This window comes from Alteribacillus iranensis (assembly GCF_900113025.1).
GTDB lineage: Bacteria > Bacillota > Bacilli > Bacillales > Marinococcaceae > Alteribacillus_A > Alteribacillus_A iranensis.
The window spans coordinates 171,700-186,557 of the sequence record NZ_FONT01000006.1; the positions used below are offsets into that span (position 1 = coordinate 171,700).

A 14,858-nucleotide genomic window follows, 5' to 3' on the forward strand; every position below is an offset into this window, starting at 1 on the left:
TAGTGAGATGTAAAAGGATTGGCGAGGAGGCAACATGAACAATTCTATCGAAGTGATTGCTCACAGAGGATCAACTACCCCTACTATACGAGAGAATACCATATTGGCTTTTCGAAAGGCTATTGAATGGAAGGCAGACATGATAGAAACAGATGTTAGACGAATGAAAGACGGGACTTTAGTGTGTGCTCATAACCCAGACTGGAAAGGGAAACGTCTGTCTGATATGACATACGAGGAATGGAAGAGATTAACCCTCACGGAAGAAGGATGGCAGCCAGCTCGCTTAAAGGAAACTTTCGAGTTATGTGAAGGAAGAATCCCGCTTAATTTAGAGATCAAAGAAAAGGATATAGAGAGCGAGGTTTTTCAAGCAATCCCTGAATCGTACCCTGTTCAAGATTTATTATTCTCTTCTTTTGAAGACCAAGTCATAAAGAAAATAAAATCAATAAATAGCAACGTAAAAACTTCTCTAATAGTTGGGAAGTCCATGTTAGGAAAAGCAAAAATAAAAGGAAAAACATACTGGCGAGATTATTACCCAGAGACACGTCTTCGAGAAACTGATGCAGATGCCATCTGCCCATACTATAAGTTACTAGATCGTAACTTTGTGTCCAGACTCCGTGGCAATGGATACAGGATGTACGTTTGGACGGTAAATAAGGAAGAGAAATTACGAGAAGTGAAAAACTATGAAATCGATGGTATTTTTACTGACGATGTTCCTCTAGCGTTCAGGATCTTTTAAAAGCATTGTCTGATGAGTGGAAAAACAAATTCATTTGCATCCGATGCTAGAATCATTGTATGATCAAAACAGAGAATCTAAAAGGAGTGTTTATATGGCTCGAGTAGAAAGCTTTGAGTTAGATCACACGATAGTAAAGGCCCCTTACGTCAGACATGCTGGAGTTCAAAAAGTAGGTTCAGACGGCGTAGTGAATAAATTTGATATTCGATTCTGTCAACCAAATAAAGGAAATATGGAACCGTCTGTTATTCATACGATGGAACATTTATTAGCGCTGAACATTCGTCGCTTTGCTGAAGAATATGATCACTTTGAAGTCATTGATTTATCACCGATGGGGTGTCAAACCGGCTTTTACCTTATCATGAACGGAGAACCAAAAGTCGAAGAGTTAATCGATGTACTAGAAAAGACTATGAAATATTCTTTAGAATTAAACGAAGTACCGGCCGCTAACGAAGAGCAGTGCGGCCAAGCAAAACTTCACGATCTCGAAGGAGCTAAAAAATTAATGAGGTATTGGTTGGAACAGGATAAAGCTTCTTTAGCAGAGGTCTTTTAAACGAATAGTGAACCACCAAGAGAAGCGCAAGGCACTTGCACAGGACGTGCCAGCTTCTTCGTTGGCTTACGCAGGAAGCGTTGGCTTTTGCGTTTCTGGCAGAAGAACCGTTATGCGACAAGCGCTGGAGAAGGAAGTTCGACTAAAGAAAAAGGAACTTCTACTACAACCGCCCACATCGTGTGGGCAACGTAGAAACCACCGCCTCTTGCGGAAGTTCCTGTGACAACGTCGAACTGACCCACGTCCTGTGGGCATCCGAGTGACTGGGAACTGAAGCTGGATGTCACTCCGTGCATGTTATACATTCTATCTTTTAAGAAAATGAACCTGACAAATGTCAGGTTCATTTTTTGGAGTGGTGCCGTTTTGCTTGTTTGATAACAGAGGGCATCTCATATTCTGTGGAGGGGGTTATGTCCGCTTTCAGCACATTTTTCATCATGTCCAAGGCTTGATCATTTTCTTCTTTTGTGATGGAAGCGGTACAATCAGCAGGTATCAGTGTCTGATAATCTCTCATATATGCGTCATTGGCTGTGAACTGTATGCACATATTGCCAGATACACCGGTAATGATCAGTGTTTTAACCTCTAAATGTTCAAGAAGCAACTCCAGAGGAGTAGCAAAAAATGCGGAGAATTGAGGTTTTAAGACAAAATAATCATCTTTGTCAGGAAAAAGTAGATCGGCGATCGGTTTGCCTTTGACTCCTTCTTCTCTTACACTGGCGACCAATTCCTTAAAATCACTCTGCCAACGGCCATAATTGTCGTTAACATATACAACAGGTATGTTATATTTCTTCACTTCTGTTTTTAAGTCACTTATGTGGAGAGCAGCCTCATACGCTTGATCAAATAATTTATCGCTACCATCAAAATCCATACTAGAGATCATATCAACAATTAATAAAGCAATACTGGCTTTCTCTCCAACATGTGGCGTGTCTTCCGCCATCCTATCTCCTCCAGTTTTCGTTTTACTATTCGTTATACTGTTCCCTGACAGAGGTGATTTTAAGCACGTTTCTACCATATTCCCAACACATTAAGAAATGCCGCAATGATTGCCAAAGGAACAATAAAGCGTAATATAAACAGCCAACCTTTGAAAAATATTTCATTGGCAGAGGAACCGCGAAGCAATTCTTCTTTCATATCTGGGTTTGATAATTTTCGTGGAACGAAGATAGCAATGAGTAAGGCGCCAAGAGGTAACAAAATATTACTCACGAGAAAATCAGTTGCATCAAAAAAGTTTTTTCCGAATAGAAGCCAATCAGCTAACAGACCAAAAGATAGGCTTGACGGAATTCCTAGCACATAAATAACAATTCCACTCCCCCACGCAGCTATTTTGCGTTTGTTGGGAAAGCGATATACGATGGAAGACACCACAATTTCTAAAAGTGAAAATGCAGAAGTTAATGTGGCGAAAAGCAATAACAGTAAAAATAAAGATAGAAAGACAGAACCTAAGGCCATTTCACTAAATACTGCAGGCAAAACGGTGAAGATTAAACTAGGTCCTTCATTTGGTTCAAGATTAAATGCGAAGACGCCCGGAAATATCGCTAATCCTGACAGTAATGAAATGAGCACACTCAAACCAACGATTGAGGTTGCGGAGCGAATAAGGTTTTCCCTCTTATCTAAATAAGAGCTGTACGTTACCATAATGGAAACTCCAAGGCTTAAAGAGAAAAATGCCTGGCCAAGAGCATACAAAATGGTCTCTCTATTGATAGCACTGAAATCTGGCCGTAAGAAAAAGGAAATGCCTTCCGCTGCGCCTTCAAGCGTTAACGAACGGATAACTAAAATGATAAAAATAACAAACAAGGCAGGCATCATGATACTGCTTACACGTTCAATCCCTTTTTGTATCCCACCTTGGACTACCAATATAGTAATCAACATAAAGGTAACATGTGCTAATCCTACTTCCCATGGATTAGAAATAATAGATGAAAATAATGTTTCATAACTTCCCGAAACCGGTTCAGTTAGACGGCCCGTAAGACTACGGATAAAGTAAGTGAATATCCAGCCGCCGACAACGGCGTAAAAAGATAATATTAAGCAGGAAGTCACAATACCAAGTACCCCAACAAGGTACCAAGGAGTATGCGGAGCTATGGATTTATAAGCAGGTATAGGGGGCTTTTGTGTTTTTCTACCAATAATAAACTCAGCAAGTATAAGTGTGGTTCCGAGTATTAAAGTAAACACTAGAAACATGAAAAAGAAAGCTCCGCCACCATTTGTACCGGTTACGTATGGTAGCTTCCATACGGCGCCCAATCCGATGGCTGAACCAGCTGCTGCCATAATAAAACCTATTTTCGATTTCCATTGATCCCCAGATTTCATCACAATCACCTTTCAAGTGTACTTTTCGAGTAACAATTTAACACATTATAGGAATAAGAACTTCCATGTCAACCTTTCTCACTTATTAGCTGCTACGTTTTTTGTGAGGTGTCAGTGGATACCATCATCTCTAGAGGGACCACAGACAAAATAGTGAAATCATACAAAACGTAACCTCTACTCCTGTCCCTAATAATTGCTGAAATACGAATATCATGGTATAATGACTTGGTTAAAAAATAATTAGGAGTTGTTTGAATGTCGGTACAGCAGTATGAGGTAGGCAGTATTGTAGAAGGTAAAATAACAGGAATAAAACCATTCGGAGCATTTGTTGCTCTTGATGAGAATAAACAAGGACTAGTTCATATCTCTGAAGTGGCTCATGGTTACGTAAAAGATATTAACGAAGTGTTGTCAGTAGGTGAAACGGTTAAAGTAAAGATTAAATCTATTGACGAGGAATCAGGTAAGATTTCTTTATCAATTCGAGAAACCCTTCCTGCACCGGAGAAAACGGAGCGTCGTGCGCCTAGCAATAATAATCGTCCACGAAGCGGAGGAAATCGAAGCGGTAATGATAAGGCTCAAGGGTTTAACACTCTCGAAGATAAACTAAAAGACTGGCTGAAACAGTCGAATGAGATCCAAGCTGACTTAAATAAAAGAATTCGTAAGTAAGGGGAGAAGGGTAAGCAGAGGATAAAAACTTCTGTTCACCCTTCTTTTTTCATAAAAATATCTTTATATTATTAGTAGATGGCTCACTTTCATCATGGCTCCCTATGAAGGTGGAACCTTATAAGCCAAATGGGTTTCTGTGACTTACACAGCAAAGTCTATGTAAACAGCCTAAAAATGTAACATGGGGCGTAGGGAATAGGAGGAGACTGCCGTGCCAAACAAAATAACATTTGATTACAGTAATGCTGTACCTTTTATCAATGAAAAAGACATGATTAACATAGAGGCATCTATACACAAAGCACATGAACATTTACATAAAAGGGATAAAAACGCTTCTGATGCACTTGGTTGGGTCGATCTCCCCGAACAATACGACCGTACCGAGTTTAAAAGAATTGAGAAAGCGGCAGAGAAAATTAGAAGTGATTCAGATGTATTGATTGTTATAGGGGTGGGCGGCTCTTATTTGGGCTCAAAAGCTGCGATTGACAGCTTATCGCATACATTTCGTAATCAGCTTAAACCTGAGAAAAGGAATGGACCGGAGATATATTTTGCGGGCCATCATTTTAGTCAAAGCTATCTCAAAGATTTAATTGATGTTATTCAAGATAAAGAGGTGTCTATTAACGTTATCTCTAAATCGGGAACGACGACAGAACCGGCCATAGCATTCCGCTTACTCCGTGATTATTTAGAGAAAAAGTATGGACGAGAGGAAGCGGCACATCGAATTTATGCCACAACCGATAAAGAAAAAGGGGCATTGAAACATATGGCCTCTCTCCATGGGTATGAGACATTCACGGTTCCTGATGATGTGGGAGGAAGATATTCTGTCCTCACAGCCGTAGGGTTACTGCCCATCGCTGCAGCGGGTCTAGATATCAAGCGCATGATGGAAGGTGCACAGGAGGCCAAAAAGCAATTGTCGGAGAAAAGCATTAGTAAGAATGATGCCTATCAGTACGCAGCTTGCCGTTACCTCTTATATAAACAACACAAAGTGATGGAGATGCTCGTTAATTATGAGCCAAAGCTTCATTACGTGTCAGAATGGTGGAAGCAGTTATTTGCAGAAAGTGAAGGGAAAGATGGTAAAGGTCTCTTTCCTGTTTCGGCAGGATTCTCGACAGACCTCCATTCCATCGGACAATACATCCAAGAGGGTCACCGGCACATGTTTGAAACGGTACTTCATATTGAAAGCAATACAGAAAACATCACGGTTCGAGAGACAGAGGATAACTCCGATGGATTGAACTATCTATCTGGAAAATCATTACATGATATCAATCAAAAAGCTTTTATAGGAGCTCTCTACGCCCATACTGATGGAGAGGTTCCTAACTTAGTATTAAGTATACCGAAGTTAAATGAATACTATTTCGGATATCTCGTATACTTTTTCGAAAAAGCCTGCGCAATGAGCGGTTCCTTACTAGGAGTGAATCCATTTAATCAGCCAGGAGTGGAAGCATACAAGAAAAATATGTTTGCTCTTCTTGGAAAGCCAGGTTATGAAAAAGAGGCCGAGATACTATTACGACGGACCAAAAAGTAATCAATTTTTTGAGTCCCGCCACTTACTCTGTGAAGTCAGTATAAATAGAGAGTAATCCTCTTGTACCCTAGTCTCTCTTGGAGGATTTAACAATGTTTTTCCATTCCCGCTGAGTCCTAGAATGAGATCTTCTTCCTGCCGGGCGATACGGCTAATGTCTTCAAACGTCTTTCCTACCCAATCATCGGGGCAGGTTACAGAAAGAAGATATGGAGAACGCTCAGCATCTAGTAATGTAATCATGGTTTCAGCAATTCCTTGCTTTTCCAGGCTTTCTGTCATTAATAGGCTTGAAATAAAATTGGACGCGATGATCTCGTCTGCTCCTGCATGCTTTGCATTTGATATCTGTTCAGGTGTCAATATTTCTGCGGCGGTGTAAATGTTAGCGGAAGAATGTTTTGCTGCTAACAAAGTTAAGATGGTTTGAGCATCCGCGGATTGTTCAGGGGTTTCTTTCTCAGCGGTTATAACAAGTGCACGAGCATCTTTTAATCCTGCTTTCAAAAGTGTTTCCTCGAAAGTCGGATTTCCTTTGATGAACTGAGTCCCTTTTTCATTGAAAAAGGGACTTTCGTTCAATGAATAGTCAATCAAAAGAATAGGACGCTCGGGATATATTCGTTTCATCTGCTGAACAAATTGTTTTGACCTCTCATTCCAGCCTACAACTATATAATGATTTTTAAAGTGAGAAGGCAACGTTCCTTTTCGCCAGCTTTTTCTTTCTGCAATGGAAGACGCAGCTAGATTCGTAAAAAAGTATGTAACGAATCCGATACCAAAAATAACTAATAGAATGGTTGCAGCCCTTCCTGGTAACGTACTTGGTACATAGTCACCATATCCGATAGTTGCAGCAGTAATAACAGCCCACCATACAGCATCAAAGTAATCAGGAAACGTATGCGGCTCCAAGCGGTACAAGATAAACCCAAATGTTAGTATGATAAGTACCACAATAAAGAAGAGGCGCAGCAATACAGGAGCTTTAAAATATATTCGAGTGACGTACTGTAACAACACGATGCCTCCTCTTAGTCAGAGTAGAGTGATAAAAACATTATTGACGAGTTCGTTCACTTTCATTCTTGCGACAAGTGAACATTGACATAGCATGTATAACTCTTTATAATAGAATTGTTGTGTTAAGGGGCATTAGCTCAGCTGGGAGAGCGCAACACTGGCAGTGTTGAGGTCAGCGGTTCGAGCCCGCTATGCTCCACCACTAATTTACTCTACAATTACTAGATACTTAATGAACGGCACTGTTTCTTTCAAAGGGAATAGTGTCGTTTTTTGCTGCTGTCACTGAGTGAATATTTACAAAGACAGCCCTCACAGTCTTCATTAGCAGTCATAGGATGCTGAAGAAAGGCGTGAGGATATGATAAAACAAAAATTATTTTTATGGGCGGCTGCCTTCTTAATTCTACTTCTCTCATTTGCTCTCTTTATATTGCCTTCTCTCTTTTCACAAGAGTTTCATCGAGCAGGGGAGGCAGATACTCTTATCTCTAATCAAATATCCAACCACATAAAAGGTGATGCATCCGATGTTAGCACCTCGATTGAAAATCGTTCAAATACAGGAGAAGAGGAAAAAGCAAAAATAAATAATGAAGCCTTAAATAGAATAGATGTAAGTGTGGATGTCAAAGTGAATAATGATATAGTCAATGATATTCAGTCTATGAGTGAGCAGCGTAGTGAGTCGAATAGAGGAGAAGAAGGGAATAGCGGCACTACATCAAACGGTAACACTGCCAATGGTGATACCGGGGATCAAAACTACGTGTGGGGAACAGACACGACTTCTGCCGTAGACGCTGATCTGATTTCCTGTGTGGAAGAAAACTTTGGGGAACCCCAAGTGTGGGGGAGATATTTAGGTGATAAAGAAGGTGTGTCGCGAGGTTTGACAAACGAGGAGATGGAGCGTCTTCATTCGAACAATGCTAAAATATTATTGATTTATAACCATTTTAATGACGCTACAGGATATGAAACCGGAGAAGAGGAAGCCGAGACCGCAATTGATATGGCAAGAGAGATGGGAGTTCCTGAAGGAGTGGCATTATTTGCAGATATTGAACCCACTTATCCGGTGGATGCAGCATTCATTGAAGGATGGTATGAAACGTTAAGTAACTCAGAGTATGAAGCAGGGATATATGGTGTTTTTGATTCCGAGCAAGAAATATCCACGGCTTTTCAGGAGGCCGTTGAAGAAGTAGAAACGCTTCGTGAAGAAACGTATATATGGACCTCCGCACCTGAAGTAGGTGTAACTACAAAAGAGGAGGCACCGGCATTTAATCCTGAAGCACCTGATGAGTCTTTGGCTTGGGGGTGGCAATATGGCATTCAGGCAGAAGCTTGCAATGTTGATACGAATTTATTTAGAGAAGATTTGCAGAATGTTTTGTGGTGATAAAAGGAAAAGCGTCTTTCCTGACTAGGAGAGACGCTTCGATCGTATAAAAAATGTTTTCTATTTAGTCAACTGTAAACGTGAGCTGGCAGTTTGCTCAGAAGGTGTCATTCCCCGGCGCACCATTTCAGAGCGCAAGAGTTCAATAAAGTCCTCTTCCAAGCGAAGTTCCAGCGCTTTTTCATATGCCTCACTCAAGACGCGGTTTGAAATGTGCTGCATACAAGAGATCTCCTTTACAATATGTGTACTGTTATATGAAAAATATGCTAAACTTTCTATATAAGAAGATAACATAAAATGACATATCTTAAGGCTTTCCTTTTTAGTGTAACGGAAACTATTACTAAATGCAATAAAAAGTGTATATTGTTTTCATTCATTTGATAATAATGAGTAGAACTTGAAAATGTATAAGAAAAGAGGCAAACTTACAAAATAACTATCTTTTATAATGGGTGTTAGGAGGAGTCATCGTGGATTTTAACAAAGTAATACATAGAAAGAATACGAATTCAATGAAATGGGATGCTACAGGAGAGCGCTATGGAGCTTCAGATTTATGGCCAATGTGGGTTGCTGACATGGATTTCAAAGCTCCTGAGCCCGTGCGCGAGGCTATGCAAAGTGTTTTGGATCATGGCGTATTTGGTTATTACCGGAAGCCGGAATCGTTGCGACAGGCGATAGTAGATTGGAACAAAAAGCGTTTTGGAAGAACATTAGAGACCGGTCAATTTGTATTTACTCCGGGGGTAGTGCCTGCAATTAATCATATTATACAGGCTTTTACAGAAGAGGGCGATGGAATTATCATTCAGCCCCCGGTGTACTATCCTTTTTATTCACTAATTCAAATGAACAAAAGAAAAACGCTTCGTAATCCTTTAAAAGAGGAGAGGGAAGGGTTTACCATTGATTTTAAGAACTTAGAGGAACAAATGAAAAATGGGGCAAAAATGCTGTTATTATGCAGCCCGCACAACCCGATAGGCAGGGTGTGGACGGAGGAAGAGCTTCAAAGACTCACTGACTTATGCGAAACTTACAATATCCTTGTAGTATCAGATGAAATTCATGCAGATCTAGTCTTAGAAGGAAAGCACATTCCATTCGCTCAGGCTGCTCAAGGAAAGCAAATACAAACAATTACTTGTATGGCACCTAGTAAAACTTTTAACTTAGCTTCCTTACAGTTATCTTATGTTATTTTCGAAGAAGATAGTCTCAAAACGAAATATGAAAACCAATTACAGCGACAGTTTGTAGGAATGGATAACCCGTTCTCTATCGTGGCGGCTGAAGCAGCATATCGACAAGGAGAAGACTGGCTTGAACAATTATTAGAATATCTTCGCGGAAATGTCCGTTACCTAAAAGAGTTTATAGAGACAAACATGCCTGAGTTGAGAGTCATTGAGCCGGAAGGCACGTATTTAGTATGGATTGATATGCGCGGCTTGAACATGTCAGCATCCGAATTAGAAAAATGGCTGCGACAGGAAGGGAAATTAGCTCTGAGTGATGGACATATATTTGGAGAAGAGGGAGCTGGTTATGTACGTATCAATGTTGCCTGTCCACGTGCCAATGTTGAAGAAGGTGTAAGAAGATTAAAGCAAGCATATGATAAAATATAATCAGGGCCACCCTTTACTACGTGACATCATATTTATAAAAAAATGGAATAAAGATATAAGAGACAGTGTGGAGTTCATTTGCAGTAAAATGTTTTTCATTATCATTGCAAAAGGAGTCCTGTTTATATGAAATCAAAATTTTACGAGGAAGCCCTCCTAGCGGAATTCACAGAAGGTCTAAAACGGCCTCTAAACAATGATGAGGAACATTTTTTATCGTGGATGGCAGAAAGACAAGCGGGGGAAGATCAAAGCAAAGAAACTACGGTTTGCTGTAAATGAAGAGGCAGCAGGCGGAGAGATAAGAAAAGACTGTCTCAGTTATGTTGGCAGTCTTTCTTGTTGTAGTTTAGGAAATGATAAAGGCTAATCGCTTATTTGCGCTTTTTAGATTGCTCTCTGAACGTGAATTTTATCGCTTAAGAAAATCATCTTTCCATGTCATATTTATCCAAGGAGAGAACAATGAAAACATTTCGATTGGTATCGTTGAAGTTGTTACTGATGAAACAAGGAACAGTTGAAGAGAAGGTTGTTCCATTACAAGAGGGGCTCATTATAAACAGAGAAGAAAAAGATGGCTCCTGGTTGATAGAAGCAGTTATCCCTCATGAAGAACGAGATTTTTTTGAGAAAATAAAAAATGAAAAGAATAAACTAGTGATGGAAGTGCTTATCACAGATCGGAAGAATGAGCCAGCCATGATGGCAGGAGAAGTTAAAAAAACCGTGACATTGAGCGAAAAGATTAGTGTGATGATCGTAGCAAAGATGACTTCAGGCAAAGAGGATATTTCTAACTTAATTTTACAAGAATTGATTCATGCAGGCTACAATGGGGAATCATTGTTGGAAGAATTCACGAATAGAAAAGAAGATAAAGCGGAATGGTCAAGAAAGTTAGCAGAGAACATCTATGCATCATTTGATTCTTGAATCTCATCGGTTATCTTTCCAAACCTATATACGCTGAAATAGGATGATGAAAGAATGAAAATACACACCTTTATTGATTATTATGAGAATGAAGTAAATCTTGTTTTTGATGATTCCCCTTTTTCGAAAAATCCTGGTCATGTATGGGTGATTTGCCGCTATGAGAACAAATGGCTGCTCACTCGTCACAGCCGCCGAGGCCTTGAATTTCCAGGAGGGAAAGTAGAAAAGGGAGAAACTGCAAAAGAGGCGGCAATGAGAGAAGTATGGGAAGAGACTGGAGGAGTTATAGCTAATATTAATCAGATTGGACAATATCGGGTTCATGGGAGATCAGAGGTAATAGTAAAGAGCTTGTTTTTTGCAACTATCGATAAGTTAGAGAAAAAAGAAGACTATCTAGAAACAAAAGGACCAGTCCTTTTATCTACTCTCCCAGAGGGAATTCAGCAGGACGAAGATTTCAGTTTCATTATGAAAGATGATGTACTTACACGTGCACTTAGTTACATAGAGAAGACAGGCTATTTGCAATAGTTATGTGAAGGGAGATAAGTCTTATATGCGCGTTCTGCTCTTTTATATAAGACGGTTTGTCAAGCTAAGTGCAACACTTCTTGCTCAAACGCTTCGTGGGCGGTTTTCCAGTCTAAACATTTTCTAGGACGTCCGTTGATAAGAGCTAATGCTCGTTCTAATTCCTCTTCCGTGACCTTGGCCAAATCACTTGCTTTCGGAAAGAATTCCCGCAGAAGTCCATTTGCATTTTCATTACTGCCTCGTTGCCAAGAAGAATAGGGATCAGCAAAATAGACGTCTATTTTTAGATCATTCTCGATCGTCGGGTAACAGGCAAACTCTTTCCCGCGATCGACGGTGGCAGTTTGAAAGGATCGTTCAGGTAATACTCCATGAAGGGTCCGAATAGCGTTTTCCATCGAGGCTGCTGTACGATTGGGCATCTTCAAGGCGATATACCAACGTGTCTTGCGCTCGACAAACGTCGCTAAGCATCCTTTGATTTTTCCTCGACTAGATACTACACTGTCAAGTTCCCAATGCCCGAAGGTCTTTCGTTTTCGAATCTCTTTCGGACGCTTTTTAATAGACGTACCTACATTAAATCGACCCCTGGTTTCTTTTGATCTTTGACGCTTTCCTTTGTGTCGTAAGGCAGCCACGTTCTTCGTGAGAAGACCTTGGTAGAGCCACCTGTAAATGGTCTTAAAGCTTAGTGATCCCTTGAATAATCGGTGAGCAATCTGCTCAGGAGACCAGGTCAGATCTAATTTTTCATCAATTTTCTGAGCCAAGTCTTTCGTCCATTTTCCTTGAGGGTGACAGTGTCGCCGGCGCTTATGATACCGGCATTGTGCAGTTTCTGAACAGTAGGGGTTATTCCCCACCGTGTTTCGACGACACTCCCTAGACACCGTAGACGGACTCCGATGAATCATTTTTGAGATAGATCGAATAGAATAATTGAGACTGCGAAGGGTCTCTATACGTGCGCGTTCAAATGTGCTAAGGTGTTGGTAGCTCATGACAGCACCCCCGTGTTTTTGTTTGTGTGGTAACTAACATTGTACACGAAGCTGTCATGAGCTGCTTTTTTTGGTCCGTGTTTCCCCGTATTCACCAGATAGTTAAGGCGTCAAAGACGAACTGTCGTCGCTTTGAACGCCGGCGAACAGTATCTTAAGGGAGTAAGCTGTTCAAGATCTTTCGCGGCATATCCTCGCTTCACTTCGGTATTCCACGGTATCTTGACAGCTCCATGACCATAAGGTGTTGCACTTGATATTACAATTAGTCATATAAAAAAAAGATTGTTGAAGTTTTTTTCATCCCTTATTTTTGGTTGGCGATCAGGTGAGACGCCTGCGGGACGTCGGCTAAATGCGGCCACGTCCTGTGGCCAACGCCGACACTAGCACGTCCTGTGCGTCGAAGCAAGAGCTGAAGATCCACCGACGGCGGTCTTCCGTCGGTTAGCTGAAGCCTTGCCCTGCGGCTAAGAAGACACAGCGAAAACAAGCGTAGCGTCGTTTGAACTGATGTCGCCCTTGTGCCCGTGGTGCAAGCGAACCTGAAGAGCCATTTATACGAAAGGGGAGAAGTTCATTTTAACAACGAAGCTTATAGAATTGAAAAAAGGGCTGTCAAAAGGTCATTTTTTATGACCTTTTGATACAGCCCCTTTTCCTTTATTCGGCGCTTTCCGTGGCTAACACTTTCGGGCCGGCATTTTTGATTTCCTGAGAAACGTTCTCAAACTTTGTGAAGTTCTCCTGAAATTTGGCTGCCAGCTCTTTAGCTTTTTTATCGTAAGCTTTCGGGTCATTCCAAGTCTGCTTTGGCTGTAACACTTCATCCGGTACCCCAGGGCATTGAGTTGGAATATATAAACCGAAGAACGGATCTTTTGTCGTTTGGACGCCATCTAGCTCTCCAAGCAGAGCTGCCTGAATCATGGCTCTCGTGTATGGAAGCTTCATTCTTGAACCGACACCGTAAGGTCCGCCTGACCACCCTGTGTTTACAAGAAAGACATTTACATCATGTTCTAAAATCTTTTCACCGAGCATCTCCGCATACACGGAAGCGTCGAGAGGGAGGAACGGAGAACCAAAGCAAGTTGAGAATGTGGCTTCTGGCTCGGTAATTCCACGCTCTGTTCCGGCAAGTTTACTCGTGTATCCACTTAAAAAGTGATACATAGCCTGCTCTTTCGTCAATTTGCTAATGGGAGGAAGTACTCCAAATGCATCAGCAGTTAAAAAGATAATGGTTGATGGATGACCTGCCATGCTTGGGCTAAGGGTATTAGGAATATTCTCGATTGGGTAAGCGGCTCTTGTATTTTCAGTTAACTCTGTGTTGTTATAGTCGGGCTTACCGGTTTTTTCATCAACATAAACATTTTCCAACACCGTTCCGAAGCGGATCGCATTCCATATTTGCGGTTCTTTTTCATAAGAAAGGTTCACACATTTAGCGTAGCATCCACCTTCAATATTGAAAACGCCATTATTAGACCATCCATGCTCGTCGTCTCCAATTAGATGTCTATTTGGGTCAGCGGAAAGGGTTGTTTTACCGGTTCCTGATAGACCGAAAAAGAGAGCGGTGTCTCCTTCTTCTCCAACGTTGGCAGAGCAATGCATGGATAGTACACCTTTTTTCGGCAGAAGGTAGTTCATAACAGAGAAAACTGACTTTTTGATTTCACCCGCATATTCTGTCCCGCCAATTAAGACGATACGTTCTTCAAAAGAAGTAATGATAAACGTTTCCGACTTAGTCCCATCAACTTCAGGATCAGCCTTAAAGTCTGGAGCATAAACGATGGAAAACTCAGCGTTGTGATCCTTTAGTTCTTCTTCGGTTGCACGGATAAATAACTGTCGTGCAAAAACGTTATGCCACGCGTATTCATTAACAACTTTAATAGGAAGACGATAGGCAGGGTCTGCTCCTGCATAGCCACGTGTGACAAATAATTCATTCTTATCCTTGAGATAATCTATTACTTTTTTGTATAAAGATGAAAAGATATCTTTGCTAATAGGTTGGTTAACAGATCCCCAGTTAATATCATCGCGAACTGACTCTTCGTCTACAATATATTTGTCCTTCGGGGAGCGTCCTGTATATTTTCCAGTCTCTACACTCAAAGCACCTTGAGAAGTTAGCATGCCTTCTTTTCGTGTAAGAGATTTTTCGATCAGTTTAGATAAAGGTAAATCATTTAGGACGTTTTCTCCATGAATTAGCTCAGACAATTCATTTGAGAAATTGATCGTCGTCATGGCGGCAAAACCCTTTCTTTGGTTAATGTGTGCTCTTAATTATTTATGAAATAGTATAACACATTTATTTATATAGTCTATACTATTTAA

Annotated in this window: 16 protein-coding genes and 1 tRNA gene; 10 read left to right on the plus strand and 7 right to left on the minus strand. The window is 40.8% G+C overall.

What is annotated here, in order from left to right; translation table 11 throughout:
• Positions 1-34 precede the first annotated feature (34 nt).
• Together BM095_RS13645 and BM095_RS13650 are read left to right on the plus strand one after the other, a co-directional pair.
• Positions 35-754, plus strand: coding sequence for a glycerophosphodiester phosphodiesterase (locus BM095_RS13645; RefSeq protein ID WP_091662956.1), 720 nt, complete (start codon positions 35-37; stop codon positions 752-754).
• Between the two features lie 94 nt (positions 755-848).
• On the plus strand, positions 849-1,319 hold the full coding sequence (locus tag BM095_RS13650) for an S-ribosylhomocysteine lyase (RefSeq protein ID WP_091662959.1): 471 nt from the start codon (positions 849-851) through the stop codon (positions 1,317-1,319).
• Positions 1,320-1,429: 110 nt separating this feature from the next.
• Here BM095_RS13650 and BM095_RS16430 read toward each other — a convergent pair whose 3' ends face one another.
• The 3 genes from BM095_RS16430 to BM095_RS13660 all read right to left on the minus strand — a co-directional run bounded on the left by BM095_RS16430 (position 1,430) and on the right by BM095_RS13660 (position 3,695).
• Positions 1,430-1,618: a hypothetical protein gene (locus BM095_RS16430; protein WP_143083233.1), complete on the minus strand. Its 189-nt coding sequence runs from the start codon at positions 1,616-1,618 to the stop codon at positions 1,430-1,432.
• Positions 1,619-1,665: 47 nt separating this feature from the next.
• Entirely contained in the window at positions 1,666-2,280 is a 615-nt protein-coding gene (locus tag BM095_RS13655) for an isochorismatase family cysteine hydrolase (protein ID WP_091662961.1), read from the minus strand.
• Between the two features lie 71 nt (positions 2,281-2,351).
• Positions 2,352-3,695 (minus strand): sodium-dependent transporter, encoded by a 1,344-nt coding sequence (locus BM095_RS13660; RefSeq protein WP_091662964.1) that lies wholly within the window; start codon positions 3,693-3,695, stop codon positions 2,352-2,354.
• Between the two features lie 258 nt (positions 3,696-3,953).
• On the opposite strand from BM095_RS13660, the gene yugI reads away from it, so the two are divergent.
• Both yugI and BM095_RS13670 read left to right on the plus strand, forming a co-directional pair.
• Positions 3,954-4,376, plus strand: a complete 423-nt coding sequence (gene yugI, locus BM095_RS13665) for a S1 domain-containing post-transcriptional regulator GSP13 (RefSeq protein ID WP_091662967.1) — start codon at positions 3,954-3,956, stop codon at positions 4,374-4,376.
• Between the two features lie 214 nt (positions 4,377-4,590).
• Positions 4,591-5,946, plus strand: coding sequence for a glucose-6-phosphate isomerase (locus BM095_RS13670; RefSeq protein WP_091662970.1), 1,356 nt, complete (start codon positions 4,591-4,593; stop codon positions 5,944-5,946).
• On the opposite strand, the gene BM095_RS13675 is transcribed toward BM095_RS13670, so the two are convergent.
• Positions 5,947-6,969, minus strand: a complete 1,023-nt coding sequence (locus tag BM095_RS13675) for a potassium channel family protein (protein ID WP_143083234.1) — start codon at positions 6,967-6,969, stop codon at positions 5,947-5,949.
• A 129-nt stretch (positions 6,970-7,098) separates the two neighbouring features.
• On the opposite strand from BM095_RS13675, the gene BM095_RS13680 reads away from it, so the two are divergent.
• Positions 7,099-7,174, plus strand: a tRNA-Ala gene (locus BM095_RS13680).
• Between the two features lie 159 nt (positions 7,175-7,333).
• On the plus strand, positions 7,334-8,380 hold the full coding sequence (locus tag BM095_RS13685; protein WP_091662975.1) for a glycoside hydrolase domain-containing protein: 1,047 nt from the start codon (positions 7,334-7,336) through the stop codon (positions 8,378-8,380).
• Positions 8,381-8,440: 60 nt separating this feature from the next.
• Here BM095_RS13685 and sda read toward each other — a convergent pair whose 3' ends face one another.
• Positions 8,441-8,602: a sporulation histidine kinase inhibitor Sda gene (gene sda, locus BM095_RS13690; protein ID WP_143083235.1), complete on the minus strand. Its 162-nt coding sequence runs from the start codon at positions 8,600-8,602 to the stop codon at positions 8,441-8,443.
• 254 nt (positions 8,603-8,856) lie between these two features.
• Here sda and BM095_RS13695 point away from each other — a divergent pair, with 254 nt between their 5' ends.
• The 4 genes from BM095_RS13695 to ytkD all read left to right on the plus strand — a co-directional run bounded on the left by BM095_RS13695 (position 8,857) and on the right by ytkD (position 11,493).
• Positions 8,857-10,020, plus strand: a complete 1,164-nt coding sequence (locus tag BM095_RS13695) for a MalY/PatB family protein (RefSeq protein ID WP_091662981.1) — start codon at positions 8,857-8,859, stop codon at positions 10,018-10,020.
• A gap of 126 nt (positions 10,021-10,146) precedes the next feature.
• Positions 10,147-10,302: a hypothetical protein gene (locus BM095_RS16640; RefSeq protein WP_177194828.1), complete on the plus strand. Its 156-nt coding sequence runs from the start codon at positions 10,147-10,149 to the stop codon at positions 10,300-10,302.
• 183 nt (positions 10,303-10,485) lie between these two features.
• Positions 10,486-10,956 (plus strand): YwpF family protein, encoded by a 471-nt coding sequence (locus BM095_RS13700; protein ID WP_177194829.1) that lies wholly within the window; start codon positions 10,486-10,488, stop codon positions 10,954-10,956.
• Between the two features lie 60 nt (positions 10,957-11,016).
• Positions 11,017-11,493 carry an RNA deprotection pyrophosphohydrolase gene (gene ytkD, locus BM095_RS13705; RefSeq protein ID WP_091663091.1) on the plus strand — a complete coding sequence of 159 codons (477 nt, stop codon included), beginning with the start codon at positions 11,017-11,019 and terminating at the stop codon, positions 11,491-11,493.
• A 59-nt stretch (positions 11,494-11,552) separates the two neighbouring features.
• Here the strand turns inward: ytkD and BM095_RS13710 are convergent, their stop codons facing one another.
• Both BM095_RS13710 and pckA read right to left on the minus strand, forming a co-directional pair.
• Positions 11,553-12,500 carry an IS30 family transposase gene (locus tag BM095_RS13710; protein ID WP_091662984.1) on the minus strand — a complete coding sequence of 316 codons (948 nt, stop codon included), beginning with the start codon at positions 12,498-12,500 and terminating at the stop codon, positions 11,553-11,555.
• 663 nt (positions 12,501-13,163) lie between these two features.
• Positions 13,164-14,768: a phosphoenolpyruvate carboxykinase (ATP) gene (gene pckA / locus BM095_RS13715; protein ID WP_091662986.1), complete on the minus strand. Its 1,605-nt coding sequence runs from the start codon at positions 14,766-14,768 to the stop codon at positions 13,164-13,166.
• Positions 14,769-14,858 lie beyond the last annotated feature (90 nt).